The 17,496-nt window shown below is 45.6% G+C and carries 13 protein-coding genes; all 13 read right to left on the bottom strand.

Annotated elements, in window-relative coordinates; all coding sequences use genetic code 11:
- Positions 1-214: 214 nt before the first annotated feature.
- The 13 genes from EST42_RS08440 to EST42_RS08380 all read right to left on the bottom strand — a co-directional run bounded on the left by EST42_RS08440 (position 215) and on the right by EST42_RS08380 (position 17,496).
- Entirely contained in the window at positions 215-1,471 is a 1,257-nt protein-coding gene (locus tag EST42_RS08440) for an MFS transporter (protein WP_134645021.1), read from the bottom strand.
- A 15-nt stretch (positions 1,472-1,486) separates the two neighbouring features.
- Positions 1,487-3,277: an ABC transporter ATP-binding protein gene (locus tag EST42_RS08435; RefSeq protein ID WP_134645020.1), complete on the bottom strand. Its 1,791-nt coding sequence runs from the start codon at positions 3,275-3,277 to the stop codon at positions 1,487-1,489.
- Positions 3,270-5,027 carry an ABC transporter ATP-binding protein gene (locus tag EST42_RS08430; protein ID WP_134645019.1) on the bottom strand — a complete coding sequence of 586 codons (1,758 nt, stop codon included), beginning with the start codon at positions 5,025-5,027 and terminating at the stop codon, positions 3,270-3,272. The genes EST42_RS08435 and EST42_RS08430 overlap by 8 nt, the downstream gene beginning before the upstream one ends.
- A gap of 73 nt (positions 5,028-5,100) precedes the next feature.
- Entirely contained in the window at positions 5,101-6,903 is a 1,803-nt protein-coding gene (locus EST42_RS08425) for an oligopeptide ABC transporter substrate-binding protein (protein WP_134645018.1), read from the bottom strand.
- A 113-nt stretch (positions 6,904-7,016) separates the two neighbouring features.
- Complete coding sequence (locus EST42_RS08420) at positions 7,017-7,796, bottom strand: ABC transporter permease (RefSeq protein WP_373566677.1); 780 nt, start codon at positions 7,794-7,796, stop codon at positions 7,017-7,019.
- A 115-nt stretch (positions 7,797-7,911) separates the two neighbouring features.
- Positions 7,912-8,871, bottom strand: a complete 960-nt coding sequence (locus EST42_RS08415; protein WP_134645017.1) for an ABC transporter permease — start codon at positions 8,869-8,871, stop codon at positions 7,912-7,914.
- Between the two features lies 1 nt (position 8,872).
- Entirely contained in the window at positions 8,873-9,829 is a 957-nt protein-coding gene (locus tag EST42_RS08410; RefSeq protein WP_134645016.1) for an ATP-binding cassette domain-containing protein, read from the bottom strand.
- 9 nt (positions 9,830-9,838) lie between these two features.
- Positions 9,839-10,837, bottom strand: coding sequence for an ABC transporter ATP-binding protein (locus EST42_RS08405; protein WP_134645015.1), 999 nt, complete (start codon positions 10,835-10,837; stop codon positions 9,839-9,841).
- Positions 10,838-11,237: 400 nt separating this feature from the next.
- Positions 11,238-12,743 carry a UDP-glucose--hexose-1-phosphate uridylyltransferase gene (locus EST42_RS08400; RefSeq protein ID WP_134645014.1) on the bottom strand — a complete coding sequence of 502 codons (1,506 nt, stop codon included), beginning with the start codon at positions 12,741-12,743 and terminating at the stop codon, positions 11,238-11,240.
- 9 nt (positions 12,744-12,752) lie between these two features.
- Complete coding sequence (locus EST42_RS08395; protein ID WP_134645013.1) at positions 12,753-13,934, bottom strand: galactokinase; 1,182 nt, start codon at positions 13,932-13,934, stop codon at positions 12,753-12,755.
- A gap of 1 nt (position 13,935) precedes the next feature.
- Positions 13,936-15,342, bottom strand: a complete 1,407-nt coding sequence (locus EST42_RS08390) for a glycoside-pentoside-hexuronide (GPH):cation symporter (protein WP_134645012.1) — start codon at positions 15,340-15,342, stop codon at positions 13,936-13,938.
- Between the two features lie 174 nt (positions 15,343-15,516).
- Entirely contained in the window at positions 15,517-16,329 is an 813-nt protein-coding gene (locus EST42_RS08385; RefSeq protein ID WP_134645011.1) for an AraC family transcriptional regulator, read from the bottom strand.
- Between the two features lie 123 nt (positions 16,330-16,452).
- The gene (locus EST42_RS08380) at positions 16,453-17,496 is read right to left on the bottom strand and encodes a PTS sugar transporter subunit IIC (RefSeq protein WP_134645010.1); all 1,044 of its coding nucleotides are present in this window, start codon (positions 17,494-17,496) and stop codon (positions 16,453-16,455) included.

Here is a 17,496-nt window from a genome sequence, read left to right as displayed (position 1 = left end):
TAACACCCTATCGTTTTATCATGCACTCGTCAACAGCAACAGACGAAAAAAGCGCCTGGAAACGGGAAGGTCAAGGCGCTTTTTACTAACCGCGGTTTTCACGCCATTAGCAGAGGCTAGTCAAACCTCTTCAAGGCTGATAATACACCGTAAAAATAACCCGGTCAACAGTTTTATTAGTGTTAAATTAAGATTATTAGAAAAATAAGAGTTGTTAATTAATCCTTGCTGTTCGTTGCATCATCTTAAAGGAATAGCCAATCAGAATAATCCCCAGACCCACAACACCGTACCATGCCATTGTAGTTGAGAAGATATTCGCAATTCCTAAGAAAGCCACTTGACCCAATGGCACACCAATCATTTCAAACGTCCCCAACAATCCAGCAACGGTTGTTAAGTATTCTTCCGGTACAATACGTGTGACCAGGGCGCCATACTTGGGATTCAATTTGCCCATTGCGAAACCAAGCAGAAAATTAATCACAATTAATAGACCGAACCGGGGTAGGAACAATACCGCTAGTGCATTAATCACCATCATCATTAATACCACGTTCACCAAACTGGGTAATTTGATTTTATGCAAATAGCCATTAAACAAGGACGATCCAGCAACGATACCGACACCTATGCCAGCATCGAGCAGCGCTAATGTTGTCCCGTAACCACCGTGCCACATCTGTTTATTGGCCAGTACCGACAGTTGTAGTAACCCTTGCGCGGCATTTCCCAATAAATTAACCAGGCCCGCCATACTAATGATGTAAATCATCATCGCATCTTGCTTCACCACCGCAAAGCCAGCTACCATCATCGCACGCATGTGTGTATCGGCCGGTTTAACGAGATTGGAAAACTGTCGGTCTGTGACCAATAATTGCCGGCGCCCAATAAAAAGATTCATCCATGACAATAGAAAGAAGCCACCGTTCAATAACGCAAAAATGGTGAAATTATGATGCACAAGCGCCAGCAAACTAACCCCAATCACGCCACCGACCAGCGCCAGTGTATTGTTAATCGCCATCATATACCCGTTCGCTGCTTCCAAGTGTTCATCCACCACAAGATGCTTGATTAACGGCTGCAAAACCAACCCGGCCACGTTACTAATCACATCATTCAACACCAAAAACGGCAAAATGATTAACAGTGGCAACCAACCTGGCGTAGTTGTAGCAAAGACTACCGCAATAACCATATAGCATGCGATTTCAATGAGACGGGTGGTTAAAATCCACTGAATACGTTTTGCCACCCGACCAGCAACTGCTCCAAAGAAAAATTGCAACATACTAGGCAATGCCAGCACCACACTAATGACCGAAACCGCTAATTTAGCATGCGGTAATTCCGCCGCATATACCAAAAACGCATAGTTGAACAAGGTTGCACCGAACGCTTGAAATGCTCGGCTAACCGCAATCGTGCGAAACTGTTGATTCTTTAAAAATAATGCTTGAAACATAACGCCTACCCCTTATTAATCCGACGCCGCACCCATCTGCATACGATACAAATCAGCATAACGACCATGCTGGGCCAGTAAACTTTCATGCGACCCGCGTTCGACAATTCCCCCCTGATCAAGCACCAAAATTAAATCAGCATCTTTGATAGTTGATAGTCGGTGGGCAATTGCAATCGTCGTCCGTGCTTGCCGCATCTTCGCCAAGGATTGTTGAATAATCGTCTCGGTTTCGGTATCCATGTTAGCCGTTGCTTCATCGAGCACCAAGATTTTGGGATCTCGCACAATTGTTCGTGCAAATGACAGCAGCTGCCGTTGACCAGTTGAAAATGCGGCTCCCCGTTCAACAACTGGTTCATGGTAGCCCTGCGGTAAACGCTGAATAAACTCATCAGCATGCACAAATTGTGCAGCCGCCTCGATTTGGTCATCTGTAATTTGCGAATTATACAACCTAATGTTAAAGGCGATGTCACCATAAAATAGAAACGGCTCTTGCAAAACTAAGCCAACTTGGTGTCTGAAATCAGTCATATCCAATTGCCGAATACTTTGATCATCAATCAAAATATCACCTGATTGAAATTCATAGAAACGCATCATGGCATTAATCGTTGAGGATTTACCAGAACCTGTGTGGCCAACCAATGCCACTGTTTGCCCAGGTTCAGCCACAAAACTAATATGCTTTAAGACATCATGCTCACCATCATACGAAAAACTGACATCCCGAAACTCAATTTTTCCTGCCGTAATACGTCCGTTCGCCGGTGCTTGCTGCGTTGGTTCCAACGTATCGTCAGCTAGAACCGACAACACGCGACTACCTGCAACCACCCCATCTTGAAATGATGATAACGAATCCATTGCCGAGTCAATTGGGTTATAAAACGCCGCCACATATGACAAAAACGCATACACCGTACCAGCCGCAACGGTCGCTGACTGACTCGTCCAACTAAACGTCAGTATCACTGCAATAATGGCACCACCATACAATAAATCCACCATCGGCGACAGCAATAATGAATTTGTTTTCACCATCCGCACACGGGCCTGGTAATAGGCATTATTTGTCTGCGCAAACTCACTCGCTAACCGACTTTCTTGGCGGAATTGCTGAATCACTGACATCCCCGTAATTGCTTCCGCCAATTGGGCGTTCAATTGCGACAGCTTTTCCCGCATATGCCGATACACTTTAGTTGCCACGACTTGGTACAACCAAATACTACCAAGCAACAACGGCACGAATAACAGCGTTACTAGCATCACTCGAACATCAGTCAACCACATTGCGATGAACGCGGACACAATCGCAAACACCCCCGTCGTTAACGTCAAAAAAAGCTGCCAAAAGTTTGTAAATGAACTGGTGTCATTCGTTACCCGCGACACTAATGATCCCGCTGGCGTCTGATCAAAGTAGCGCATCCCCAACGTATGTAGTTTTCGATACAGCTTCATCCGCACATCTTCCACCATAAATTCAGCAGCCGACATAAACCAATAATCACTGCAGAATTGTGCCACCGCTTTAACCAAGGTGATTGCAAAATACAATAATGCGAAAACAATTAGTACCCGCCACGTAGGTGACATGTGATGCAGATGCTGGTTCATGAATGTCTGCAGCAAGCGTGGTAGTAGCACATTCACAACTGAAATGGCAGCGGCCAGTATCAAAGCACCGTAAAAATATTTGGCATACGGTTTCATAAAACGAAATAGTGTCCGAACCGTTTGAAATTGTGTCGTCGCGGTCATCTTACCAGACCACGCGGACGTATTCTGTTTAGCCATGGCTTATCACCTCCTGATCAAGCTTTTCCGATAACTGTTGTGCCGCAAACATCCGAGCATACCAACCATCTTGCTGGATTAAGTCGCTATGTGTGCCGCGTGCTTCCACCCGACCATGTTCAAATACCAACGTTTCAGCCGCCTGAACGACTGCACTCAGCCGGTGCGTGGCGATAATCGTCGTCTTGCCTCGGCGTTGATTATGGAGCATCGTTAAAATTTGTTGCTCCGTTTTCGCATCAACTGCTGATAACGCATCATCCAAAATCAAAATATCCGGGTTGATAATCAACGCTCGGGCAATCGCTAGCCGTTGGCGCTGACCACCCGACAATGAAATTCCTTGTTCGCCGACTTGTGTATCATAACCGTCTGGCAAATTCATAATGTCATCATGCAAGGCCGCCCAGCGAGCAGCTTCTTGCACTCGCTCCAATGAAATATTTGGATCTGCAAACCGGATATTTTCTAACACTGAGGTTGAAAACAAAAAATTATCTTGTGGCACATAACCAATCGCTGGTAGATAGGTATCTTTGTCATATTCCCGAATATCAATTTGATTGATTTTGATGTTACCGACATACTGATCAAACTCACGTAGCAACAACTGAATCAACGTACTTTTTCCTGAGCCAACTGGACCGACAAGTCCCAAAGTATTCCCAGCCTGAACAGTCGCGTGCACATTCTGCAATGCCGCTTCAGTGGCATCTGGGTATTGAAACGTCGTTAGATCAATCTGTAAGTCACCGCGTGGCACTTGCTTTAGCCCTTTTTTATCCAGTGTTGCTGGCTGTTCAGCCAATAACGTCGTAATCCGTTCGTAGGCTGCATTACCGCGTTGCAAGTTATTAAAGAAAAAGCCCAACCCTAAAAAGGGCCAAACTAGCGCCGACAAATAGGTGACAAAAGTAATCAAACTACCAATTGACAGCGCCCCAGTCTGCACAAGGTATCCACCATAAATGATTGTCCCAACAAACGAAATGCCCGTTAAAATCGTAATGGCGGGATTAAACAAGGAATCTAACCGTTCGGCATGGCGGGTCGCCCGAATTGAATCTTTAATTTTTGTTTGAAAGTCGGCAGTATCTTCAGCAGCTTCACCAACAGTCTTTAATACTTTAATGCCCATCAACGACTCTTGCGTCTTATTATTCAACTGCGAAAACATATCCTGCACTGCTGAAAAGGCGGCAGAGATCGAGCCCCCCAATAGTTGCGCCACCAACGTAATCCCAAGCAGTGGCACCACTGCCATAATGGTCAGGAGTGGATTCACCACCACCGCCATCGCGGCAACGACTGATACACCGGTAATCAACGCATCGAATAATTGCAGCACCCCATTGCCGGCAACACGTTGCAGTTGATTGATATCATTGGTTGCGTGGGCCAATAGGTCCCCCGTTCGGTGCTTCTGAAAGAAGGGCTTATCCATTTCCAAATAGTGGTTCAATAAACGCAACCGCATCAAGCGCTCCAAGCGAGCCGAGGTCCCCCAAATAAAATACGACCACCCAAATCGTAAGAGATATTGACCAACTGTCGCAATCGCAATCCAGACGATAATTGGTCCGAGCGTAGTACCAGTTAGCGCCCGCTCACTGATCAAATTTGCGAAGCGACCAATCATAATCGGCAGAATTAAACCAAGCATCGCCACGCCCAATAGTGCTAGAATGCCGAGTAAATACGAACGCCATTCCAGGCGAATAAACCATTTCAAACGAAAGAATAATCTCATCGTCCCCTCCTACTATTTTTCTGAAGAAAAAGGCTCATGACGCAGACCGTCACGAGCCTTTTCATATTTCTAATTACTTGGTTGCCAAGTCATTTGAGGTCACACCAATCTTCTCCCAAAGATCGTATGCATCATTTGCCTTCGTCCAACCAACCACACGATCATTAACTGGTGTGTAATCGATAGCAAACTTTTGTGGCACTACATATGCTTGATCATTCATGTACTCTTGATACTTCTTGAAGGCTTCCTTACGGTATGACGTCTTCAAAGCTGATTGAGAGTCAATGTCATTCAACAACTTCGTCAACTCAGGTGACGTCGCGTGACCCAAGTTGTAAGGAGCGGCCTTTGAGAACAAATCCATTTGTGAAGGTTCTGATGACAAGCCCCAAGCCGCATCCGTGATATCCCACTTTTGACTCGTACCGTCTTGGATAATCTTGCTCCAGCTGTTAAAGTCGGTCAAACGACCACCGTAAAGGCTGACCTTAACCCCAACCTTCTTCCATTGTTGGATGTTGTTTTGTGAAACCGCTTCTGATGTTGGTGCACCTGAACGAGCCATGTAGACCAAATCAAGCTCCTTGCCATCCTTCTCACGGTAACCCGTCTTCTTGTTCAGCTTCCAACCAGCTTCGTCCAACAAAGCGTTGGCCTTCTTCTGGTTCAATGGGAAGCCCTTCGCATCTTTGTCTTGCACAGATGAGAAGACTGGCGGAATTAATGACGTTGCCCGTGTTCCAAGCCCATTTGAATACTTATCAATAACTTGTTGCGTATTCAAGGCATATCCCAGTGCTTGACGGACACGCTTGTCTTGCAAAGGTGTATCACGGTCTTGCACGTTTTCACTCTTATCGGCATCATAGTGTCCCAAGTTGAAGACTTCCATTGAGACGTACAATTGGTTTTGCCCCGTCATCTTATAGCCAGAGGCCTTCTTAATTTGTGGGTACAATGACGCAATATTCTCAATTGACAAGTCGTACTTGTGTGCATTGAAGGCTGCCGCAATCTTAGTTGGTGAAACCACCTGTTCAGTAATTGAATTCAACTTAGGCTTTTCACCATAGTAGTACTTGTTCGGCGTCAACCTAATTGACTCACCTGGCACCACCTTTGCAACTTGATATGGACCCCAAACCAGTGGCTTCGTTGTATTAGCTTCCGATGATGCCAATTTCTTAGGTGCGATATCCTTAATCTGGTGATATGGCGTAACCGTCTCAAGATAGTAGCCATTTCCTGAATATGGCATTCCTGGCTTCATCGCCTTGAAGTGAACCACTACCTTCTTGCCGTCTTCACCATCCGGATAGGTAATACCTGAAATCGTCTTAGTCTTACCATCGTGGAAATCCGACAAACCTTCGATATTAGCCAATGACTCTGTCCAACGATCTGAACCATACGCCTTGTTTGCCAACACTTCATAAGTGAACTCATAGTCCTTGGCTGTCACTGGCTTACCATCTGACCAGGTCAACTTCTTATTCAGCGTAATAGTGGCCGTCTTAGCGTCATCGTCAAACTTAACCGTAGCAGCACCCTTATCATTAATCTTAAATTGCTTATCAGTTGCGAAAATTCCTGATGATCCTTGACCTGTCGGATTGAACATTTCAGTCGTCAACGCATCATCTGACAATGGCGACAAATACGATCCTTGGAACGGTGTATCTGACACGACCGCAATCTTCAAATCGCCACCCTTGATAGCCTTACCTGGATTGTTATACGCAACCGGCAACTTACCCACTTTGTCATGATTCACAGCTTGTTTATCATTCCCGTGACCGAACGCGAAGAACGCTGCAACCGCCGCTAACACCACAACGACTAGTCCGAGCAACCATTTAACTGCCTTACTCATACGAACACCCCCATATATTCCCTTATATTTCGTTGACATTGACTTTACTAGCGATTTTTTTAATTGTCAACACATTTTTCTAATTAAATTCTAATTTAGATGCTGTTAGTCGTTTATCCTAGTGATTGACGTTGATCAGCCACTCGTCGTAGCGCTTGCCCGATCATCATAATCAACACGGTATACAGCAAAATCACCACTGCCGCAGGAATCCAAACCCATGGCTTCCCCGTCATCGTTTCTGGGTCAGTTGCATAGTTAATCAGCGTTCCCAGTGATGGCGTGTTCGCTGGCAGACCGAAGCCCAAGAATGACAAACTCGTCTCGAGACCGATATTGCCGGCAAACATCAACGTGGCTTCAACGATAATCAATGATGATAAGTTCGGAAAAATCTCGCGGAAAATAATCTTCAAATTAGACGTTCCTGACGTCTTAGAAGCGCGGACATAATCCCGGTTTACCTCAACTAACGTTCGCGCACGAATCAAACGCACTGTATTAAACCACCCCAGCAACGTCATAATGATAATCAATGACCACATGTTGTAATGCGGAATAACCGTTACCAGCACGATAATAATCATCATCACTGGCAAAATTGTCATAAAGTCGATAAATCGCATGAACACAAGATCAAACACGCCACCAAAATAACCCGTGACTAAGCCACCAATCGTACCGAGTGCCAGAATAAGCACCGTTACGAAAAACGCAATCGTCAAAGAATTACGCGCGGCGACCACCAACAATGAAAAGATATCTTTACCACCATTATCGGTACCGAAGATGTGCCCGTCTGTCATTGGCGGTAGGTATTGATTCATAATATTGACGTCCGTGTAAGCCGTTTTAGGGACAAACAACGCCCCCACAAAAATAGCCACTGTCATTAATAATAATAGAATTATGGCAAACTGAGCCACTTGATCTTGTTGAAATTCGCGTCGCAAGGCATTCCGTAACGTCGGCGCTGTTTTCTTTGCTTGTTCCATTTGTTGCGCCTCCTTAAGAAATTCGAATTCGCGGATCGACTGCGCTCATGATAATATCTGAGAACAATCCACCCAACACAGCTAAGACACCGTTGAATAGCACCAGCGTTGTGACCACTGGGTAATCACGCGTCAAAACTGATTGCACAAACAATGACCCAATTCCAGGGAATGAGAAAATCGTTTCCGCAATAATCATGCCCCCGAAAATCCCCGTAATGGCATACCCCATCGTTGAAGCAATCGGCAAGAAGGCGTTACGCAATACGTGCCGTGAGAAAATTCGATTCTCAGGCACTCCTTTTGCCCGGGCTAACTTCACATAGTCCTGCTTGGACTCATCCAAAATACCGGAACGCAAGTACGAAAAGGTACTGGTTGTTGAAATCAGTGCCACAATCAAGGCCGGTAGAATCATGTGGTACAGGCGACTACCCAAGACCGGGAAGAAGCCATTAGCGTCAGCTGACACTGTTCCCGATGTTGGGAACCAGCCGAGCGTGTATCCAAAAATAAAAATACCAAATAAATAAAATAGGTAAGCTGGCAATGAATAAATCAATGAGTTGTAGACCACCAAAGCATGATCCGTTCGTGAATTTTCACGACGAGCCGCTACTAGTGCCATCGTAATCGCCGTTACATAGGTACCGATTAAGGCCAGTAGTGACAGCCAAACCGTATTCCACAAACGGGCACCAATCACACGAGCAACTGGTTGCTTCAACTGGAAAGAATCACCGAAATTACCGTGCACCGCGTTACCAATCCAACGGGCATACTGCACCGTCCACGGATCATCCAAACCAGCAGCCTTACGTAATGCCGCGATTTGGGCTGGGTCAGTGTTCGGCCCGAATTTTCCCGAGAATGGATCACCAGGCATTAACTTAGCCAAGAAAAAGACCAAAACAGACACAATAAACAATTGCGGAATCATAATCAGCAATCGACGCAAAATCGTTTTCCACATATTAGAACCCCTCTCCTTCTAGCATTGATTCAGGCAGTGCCACTTGGTGGGTGTCACTAACCGCGACTAACGGAAAAGCCCGACCATCGACATCATAATATGCTGATTTTTGATCCTGAAATTCTTGTTCAATAGCCTTACGGTGGGCACGATTCTTCGCCCGGTTCGACACATCAATTTCTGGAATTGCTGCTAACAAACGCTTGGTATACAAGTGTTGGGCATGGTTAAAAATATCGTCACGTGAGCCAATTTCAACTAACCGGCCGGCGTGCATAATAGCCAAATTTTCCGTCATGTGGCGCACAACACCCAAATCGTGCGAAATGAACAGAAAGGCAATGCCGTAGTCTTTTTGAATGCGTTTCATGTAATTCAACACTTGCGCTTGCACTGACAAATCCAATGCTGAAACTGGCTCATCCGCCACAATCAACTTGGGTTTTGTAGCCACCGCGCGCGCAATCCCAATACGTTGGCGTTGTCCGCCTGAAAACTGAAACGGAAATTGGTACATCGTTTCAGCCGGCAGTCCAACAATATCAAGCAAATGCCGCACTTCTTGGGCTAGCCCATCTTCTTTTAACCCTGAAAAATTACGCAGTGGTTCCGCAATAATATCAAACACGGTCTTACGTGGATTCAATGACGACATGGAATCCTGGAAAATCATTTGCACGTCCTTATTGTAATTAACATGGGCGCGATTCTTGGCGTCTGTCATATCAACGCCCTGAAAATAAATATGCCCTGACGTAATCGGCTCCAATCCCACAATGGCCTTTCCGATTGTTGACTTACCGGATCCTGATTCCCCAATTAACCCATACGTTTTACCAGCTTCAATTGAGAAACTTACCCCGTCTGCCGCGTAAACATAATCAGTCACCCGATTGAAAAACCCACTTCGGATCGGATAGTGTACTTTAACGTTTTCTACTCTTAATAACTCGCTCATTATCTAACCTCAATCCTCGTCAGCAAACTTAAATACCTGCCATGCATTACCACGTACCCAGTGACCTGGTGTAATCTTGGCCAATTTTGGATCTTGTTCTTGGCGCACCTCTTCTGGCAGCCATGGAATCCGATCCAAAAACATATCACGGTGGTGGTCAATGTGCGTCAAACCAGGTACAGTCCCTTGAATGACGTAAAGTTCATCCGATTCATTATCCAAACTTGGATTTGACCGTAGCAGTGAACGCGTGTAAGGGTGCTTCGGATTGGCGAAGAGTTCCCCGACCTCAGCTTCTTCCACAATTTGGCCGGCGTACATTACCGCCACGCGGTCAGCCACTTCAGCCACCACACTCAAATCGTGCGTAATGAGGATAATACCGGCGCCATTTTCAGTCTGAATATCCTGAAGTAGATCCAAAATTTGTGCTTGAATCGTAGCATCCAATGCGGTAGTTGGTTCATCCGCAATGATTAACTTAGGCTTATTCGCAATTGCCAACGCAATCACCACACGTTGTCGCATCCCCCCAGATAACTGATGCGGAAACTCATTTGCCACGCGTTCTGGGAAAGGAATCCCAACTTGATTGAGCAATTCAATCACACGGTCATTGTATTGCGACTCTTGATAAACATCGTGGACCGCCAACGCTTCTTTGATTTGGTCACCAATTTTCGTCAACGGATTCAACGCTGCTAGCGGGTCCTGAAAAATCATCCCGATTTCAGCACCGCGCACTTGTGTCCACTCAGCCGGTGCTAAATTCAGTACATCTCGATGATTAACTAAAATCTGACCGGTTACCTGGGTCAGTGTTAAATCATGTAGCCCAATAATTGATGTGGCAAAGGTTGACTTCCCGGAACCCGATTCCCCCACCAAAGCCACAACCTCATTTGGCCGTACCGACAAACTAACGTCTTCGATTGCTTGGACATATTGGCCGTGAATTTTAAAACTGACACTGACATTTTTTGCAACTAATAGTTCCGCGTCGCTCATATTTTGCCACCCCTACTTTTTATAAAATGATTTGTTTTATAATATGCCGATATTATGAGTTTTTCAATAGTTTGTTTTAATCTAATTTTAATTTATAAGAAAAATAATCGGATTTAAGCCTTGAAATCCGACTTTAAGGCGCATTTTTCGGGTTCATACGCAAAAGAGAGTGAGACGAAAGGCGCTTTGGACCCGATGGTAACGCTGTTTGACCCGCTTTTGCCTTAGAGCGTAGCGTATAGGTATGAGTGGGTCAAACAACGTTATATTAAGGGGTCAGCCTTTCGGACCACGTTTAAAAGCCGCCAATCCTCCGATTTTGAATCGGGGGATTGGCGGCTTTTGAGGCTGAGACAGAGACTTCTGGCTCAGCCTCTTCGTGCAATATCTTAAATTATCATCACTGCTTACCGGCAGCCGTTAAGTGCGCAATGAAACGCATCAGTCCTTCACGGCCAGCCGTATCGTATTTATACACGCCTGCATCAGCGAGTACTCGAATAAAGACGTCGGCCACAGCTTGGCGCATGACTGTCATCACATTATCACGCGTAATCGTTGCGGTCTCACGCAAGGTAGCTGCCCAGGCGCGGTGACTCGATGCAACTGCACTTAACGGTTGATCGCCCACCAAGTAGTTAGCGATATCCTGAAGTTCTGTCTGTAACCGCGCAGGTAAAATCGCCAGCCCCATCACTTCAATCAAGCCAATATTCTCTTGCTTAATGTGTTGTACATCTGGATGTGGGTGAAAAATACCATCCGGGTACATGGCTGAAGTGCCGTTGTCTCGTAATACCAAGTACATTTCAAATTGGTCGCCGACTTGCCGTGCAATCGGGGTAATCGTATGTTGTGCCTCACCCGTCGGACCGGTTGCGCGAATATCTAACCGGTCATCTGAATACGTTGCCCAGACTTGTCGAACAAATTCACTAGCCGTCACAATATCAGCCGTTGTTTTAGCTGTAATGCGAATGGTTGTCATTGGCCACTTGAGGATTTCAGCATGCACTGCCGGAAAGGCAGGTAATGTCACTTCACGTTCAACTGGTGCCTTCATCAAAGGTAAGATGTGCCGGCCGCCCTGAAAATGTTCTTGTGATAAAATCGAGCCGCCCACGATTGGTAAATCGGCATTTGAACCAACAAAATACATCGGATAACGTGCCACCAACGTCAATAAATCAGCAAACGTTTGCCGGTTGATTTTCATCTCTTCACGCGCAAAATCGACAAAAATCGCATGCTCTTTAAAATACGCATAAGGCGAATAATGCCACCCCCAAGTTTGCCCGTTCACTGTTTCACGAATAAACCGGTGGGTGCTGCGCGGGGCCTGTTTAATCGAACCAGCAAATCCTTCGTTTGTATAATCCAAAGCGGTGGGTGGATACTCACTTTTAGGCACCGATGCAGCTGCTTTGATTTGAGCCGTCGTCTTTTCTGGCTTAGATAAATTGATTGTAATTTCCAACTCACCGAAATCTGTCATCGCTGTATAAGCAATATTACGTTGGATATCAGCAACTTTCACATTTTCCACAACCCGACTTAGGTCATAATAATAGGCCACCGCGGTTGCTGGACTTTGCGCATACTTCGCCATGAACGTTTGTTGTAATTGATCGGGTGTCGGCGTCACAATGTTAAGCAATCGTGCGCGATTAATCTCCGCCTGCCAGCGGTCGGTAACCGGCTGAGGTATCAAGGCTAAAATATCCGTTGCCAAGTCACTTAATAACCGATCGGTATTTCCCACAAGCCCAGTGGTCACCCCATTTGCCTGAATTTCAGCTAACACTAAATTAGTGCGATACACCGTTTCCAAATCTGAATATGCACCTAATTTAACACCCCAAGCGATAAAATCCAGCACTAACTGGGTATCATGTGCATCTAACATCTTTATCTCCTACGCAATTTCGTGTGTACCCGCGACAATTTCAGCGACAAAAAAGGCGGGTTGATAACCAATTTCAGCAGTATAAACATCCCCAACCACCGTGGTAACTGTTGGTACTTGGTCTTTTTCAACTAACGCAATGGCGGAACCACCAAAACCAGCCCCTGTCATCCGTGCGCCCAAAACACCCGGCTGACGTAAGGCCGTCTCGACCAATGTATCAAGCTCAATACCACTCACTTCAAAGTCATCACGCAAAGATGCATGTGATGCCGTCAGCAATTCACCAAACTGAACCAAATCATGTGCTTGTAGGGCTGCTTTTGCTGCAATCGTTCGTTGGTTCTCAGACACCGCATGGCGGGCGCGCTTCATGACCAGAGCATGGTCTTTTTCAAAATCAGCAGCCGCTGCTTCAAATTGCGGTACCGTTAAATCACCCAACGTTTCAACATCAACGTTTTCTTGCAACAACGCGAGAGCTTCTTCAGATTCTGCCCGACGCTCATTGTACTTAGAATCTGTCAATTCGCGCTTTTTGTTCGTGGTCATAACTAGCAATCGATAATCACCAAATTCGGCTGGCACCATCTCATACGCCATGGTGTTGGTGTCTAAGAACATCCCTTGTTCGTCTTCCCCAAAAGCCACCGCAAATTGGTCCATGATACCCGTTTTGAGACCTAGATAATCATTTTCGACAGCTTGGCCTAATTTAACAATCGTCAACTTATCAAGCTGGTAACCCATCATATCCTGGAACATGTTCAGTAACAAAATCTCCAAAGAAGCGGACGATGAAAGGCCTGAAGCCGTGGGCATATCGCCAACAATGGCCAAATCAAACCCTTTTGTCACTGGGTAACCAGCTTCAGCCATCACCGTCATGACACCACGGAGATACTTAATCCAGGTATCGTAGGGGCGCAACGCCAAATCCGTCACCGTAATCGTTTGAATCCCCGCTTCAGGGTAGTTTGCCGAATACGTCCGAATTTCATTATCATCACGTGGGGCAATTGCCCCGTATGTCCCAACGCTAATAGCAGCCGGGAAAACGTGGCCCCCGTTAAAATCTGTATACTCACCAATCAAGTTAACCCGACCTGGTGAAAAATAAAGCTTGGCTGGATCATAGCCAAACCGCTTGTTAAATGATTGTGCTAATTCTTCTTGTAATTCATATGCCATTTTACTTCTCCTGCAATCGCTCTTCTAATTCTGCCACAATTTCAGCGTGACGTGTTTCAGTCAATGTCACCTTACGCCAGTAAATTAGGACTGAAATAACAATCAAAATCATTGGCCCATAGAACATAAATACCTTAAACATTTGTAACCCTTGCGCGGTAATATCGCTTGGCTTAGCGCTACCCGTCATCCCAGCAACCACAGCCGCAAACCCAACGACACCATTAGCAAAGGCGCCTGCTAACTTATCTAGCAATGGCCGAATCGCCAAGGTCACTGATTCATGACGTGTCCCCAACTTCCATTGGCCATATTCCACTGAATCCGTAATCGTCATCAGCACAACCAAGAACATGATTGGATATGGCATAAAGAACATCGTCACTGCCGTCAAAACAACTGGTAGGTTGTTACCGGCAAACATAAACAAGACATAACCCGCTAGCATGACCACGGCACCACTGAAGAAAATCGTCCGGCGGGCCCAAAACTTTGTCAACGTTGGGAAAATTGCGACGGCAATCATCCCTTCAATGGCGGTGAAAATACCAACCAGGTAGAACTTACTATCAGCACCCATGACATACTTAAAGTAGTACAACAACAGTGAGTTTGTCACGACATAAGCCAACGCAAACATGATGTATGAAATGGCTTGCCACATCAATTGATCATTCTTACCAACGACCTTAAAGACCTCCAACAGACCAACTTTTTCAGTGTTTTGGCGGACGATATTATCCTCTTCTTTCGTACCTGCAGCCGTCAACAACGCCCCCAGATAAGCAATCACACCAATGACAACCGCAAACCAGAACCAACCGGTCCGAGTTTCAGTGTGCGCGCCTGTAAATGTGATTGAGAAAAACATGACCAATGGTACAACGACAATTTGGACACCTTGTTGCCCTAATGTTGAACCAAATCGCGCCACCGTACCAAACTTTTCACGCGTGCTGCTATCAAGTGATAACGCTGGTAGCATTGACCAGAACGCAATATCCTTAAACGAATAAAACGCATCCAATGTCACAAATACAATACCAAACAAAACCAAGTAAACCATTGGATGAGCGGTTGCTAGACCGCCAAAATTCGTAAAAATAACAACCAACAATACTGAACTAATTAGCCCGGCAACAACTAGCCATGGCTTAAATTTTCCCCAACGGGTCCGCGTATTATCAACGATACCGCCAATGATTGGATCGAAAATAATTTCAACTAAACGAATTACCACAATCATCGTTGTGACCCAACCAATCATTTGATTATTAAATGCCTTGTCCGGCGTATCAAACAATTGTCCTGTCACGAAAATCATAAAATAAGTACTTAATGTCGCGTAGAAGGCATCATGTCCAAACGCCCCTGCCGCATACGACAGATACTGCTTCACCTTATGCATGTTAAATTATCCCCCAATAATTTGGTTTCATTATTACCCTACCAATTAATAATAAAGCGCTTTCATTTTGAAAAAAAGGACATATAACACCAAAAAATATAACTTATTGAAACAATGTGATGAGCAGCACAAAAAGAGATTGGGCCATAAACTGCTGTCCCAACCTCAATCAGGTTACGTTTGCCAATGGCGATAATTCAATGGACTAACGCCCGTTTGCTTTTTAAAAACTTTACCAAAATAGGCAGAGTCTGCATAACCACTTTGTTCAGCCACGACATTAATTTTTAAATATTTTTGTGATACCAGCAGTTTCTTAGCATGGCTGATTCTAATTTGCGTCAGATATTCACTCGGCGTCTGCTGCACCAACCGATTGAACACCCGATTAAGATACTGCGTAGACACTGACAACATTACCGCTAGTTGGCTAATTGAAATATCCTCTGCTAGGTGATCCTGCATATACGTAATCGCCGGTCCGACATATTGTTGAAAATCAGGTTGGTGTTGATCAATCGCTTTTTTCTGATGGCGAGTCAGGCACAGTAACAGCTGATAGGCAGCCGCTGAGATTGCTAAATCATCCGCTGTCTCATGACCTAACCGCGTCAATAACGTCTCATGTAGCCGTTCATACACTGGTGCATCACGTGCCTCAATCAGAACAAACTCCGAATTCACCATTTGCTTTTGTAAATCATCAACTAATGATCCTTGAAAGGTTGCAAAACGAACGTGCCACGGTTCATTGCCAATCGGCTCATACCGGTGTGGCACGCCGGGTGCAATTAAAATGCCCATGCCAGGCGCTAACTCATAGCGTTTATCACGTACCCAAAACGCCCCTGTACCAGTTTGTGACTGCAACCAATGAAAGTGCGGAAAACCCTGATAGCGAATAATAACCCCTTGTTGCCATTCCGCCCCCACGTGTTCCACCATGACTGGCAAACTTAAATCTGCCACATTAAAAAATGTCCGCAATTGTTTCGCCCCCTCGACTATTAGATTGCCCTTTGAGTATATGTCAGGAATGCAGTTAGCACAACGGCAATTCTGCCCTAAACATTAAAAAACAGCCACCAACGCAACTGCTTTTGAAACTCCCTAAATATCCGGCAACGCTAATTCTTCACCTTGAATCAGTGGCACTTTTTTCATAAATACTAGTTTCATTAAGATGCCCAATAGTAAGGGCACCACAATAAACGCCAGTATTACCCGAATACCTAATAAGTCGCCCTGCGACTCATTCAGTGCGGTCAAGGGACCAATAAAGCCGGACAATCCAAAACCGGCGGAAAATGCCGTGCCCGACATTCTTAGCAAACTTGCCACGCCACCACTCACACCAGCAGCTAGTAATACCGGCATGAATAATTTAGGATGCGATAACATGTTGGCCATCTGAATTTTAGGTGACCCCATAAAGTGGGCAATGATTGCTCCGACTGAATTTACCTCAGCTCCCATCACAGCCAGCGTAATCGCTGCGGCCACAATCCCTGCATTCGCAGCGCCTGATCCAACGCCGGACAATCCAATCGCCGTGGCAATGCCAACTGATGAGAGTGGTGACACAATTAGAAAGGCGAAAAGCATCCCCAACAAGACGCCCATCAATAACGGAGATACCCGTGTTGCTTGGGCGACGACTTGACCCACTGCACCTTGCACCGCCACCATGATTGGCAATGTCAGTAGACCAATCCCACCACTGATAAGCAGTACAACCAATGGTTCAAAGACCATCCGTAATTGACCCAGTAATCGACTACTCAAGTGGGCCACATAACTGGCAATCAAGGTCGTTAACATGATATTCAAAATCACCCCAGTACCGGCAATCATGTAAGCATCATCCTTAACGATCACAACGCCCGATGCGACGAAGGTTGCCAACGCCATTGACGCTGTTTCCAAATTAGAAAGGCGCAACATATTGCCCACAACAAATGCGGCAATCAATGGCAACGTACTTTGCGCCAATGCGACCATCACTTCAACTTGCCCAACCGGCCCCGTTTGCGGTAGCGTTTTAAGCAATTGGCTAATCAACGCGGCCGGAATTAACGCGGCAACGACCGCAAATGAGTTACCGTTCAAAACGGCCATGATGGTTGGTTTTAATGCTAGTTGTGGTTTTTCCAT

The sequence above is a fragment of the Weissella cibaria genome (assembly GCF_004521965.1).
In the GTDB taxonomy this organism is placed as follows: domain Bacteria; phylum Bacillota; class Bacilli; order Lactobacillales; family Lactobacillaceae; genus Weissella; species Weissella cibaria_A.
Note: the sequence above shows the minus strand (reverse complement) of the source record. Positions and strands in the feature narration are given on the sequence as shown.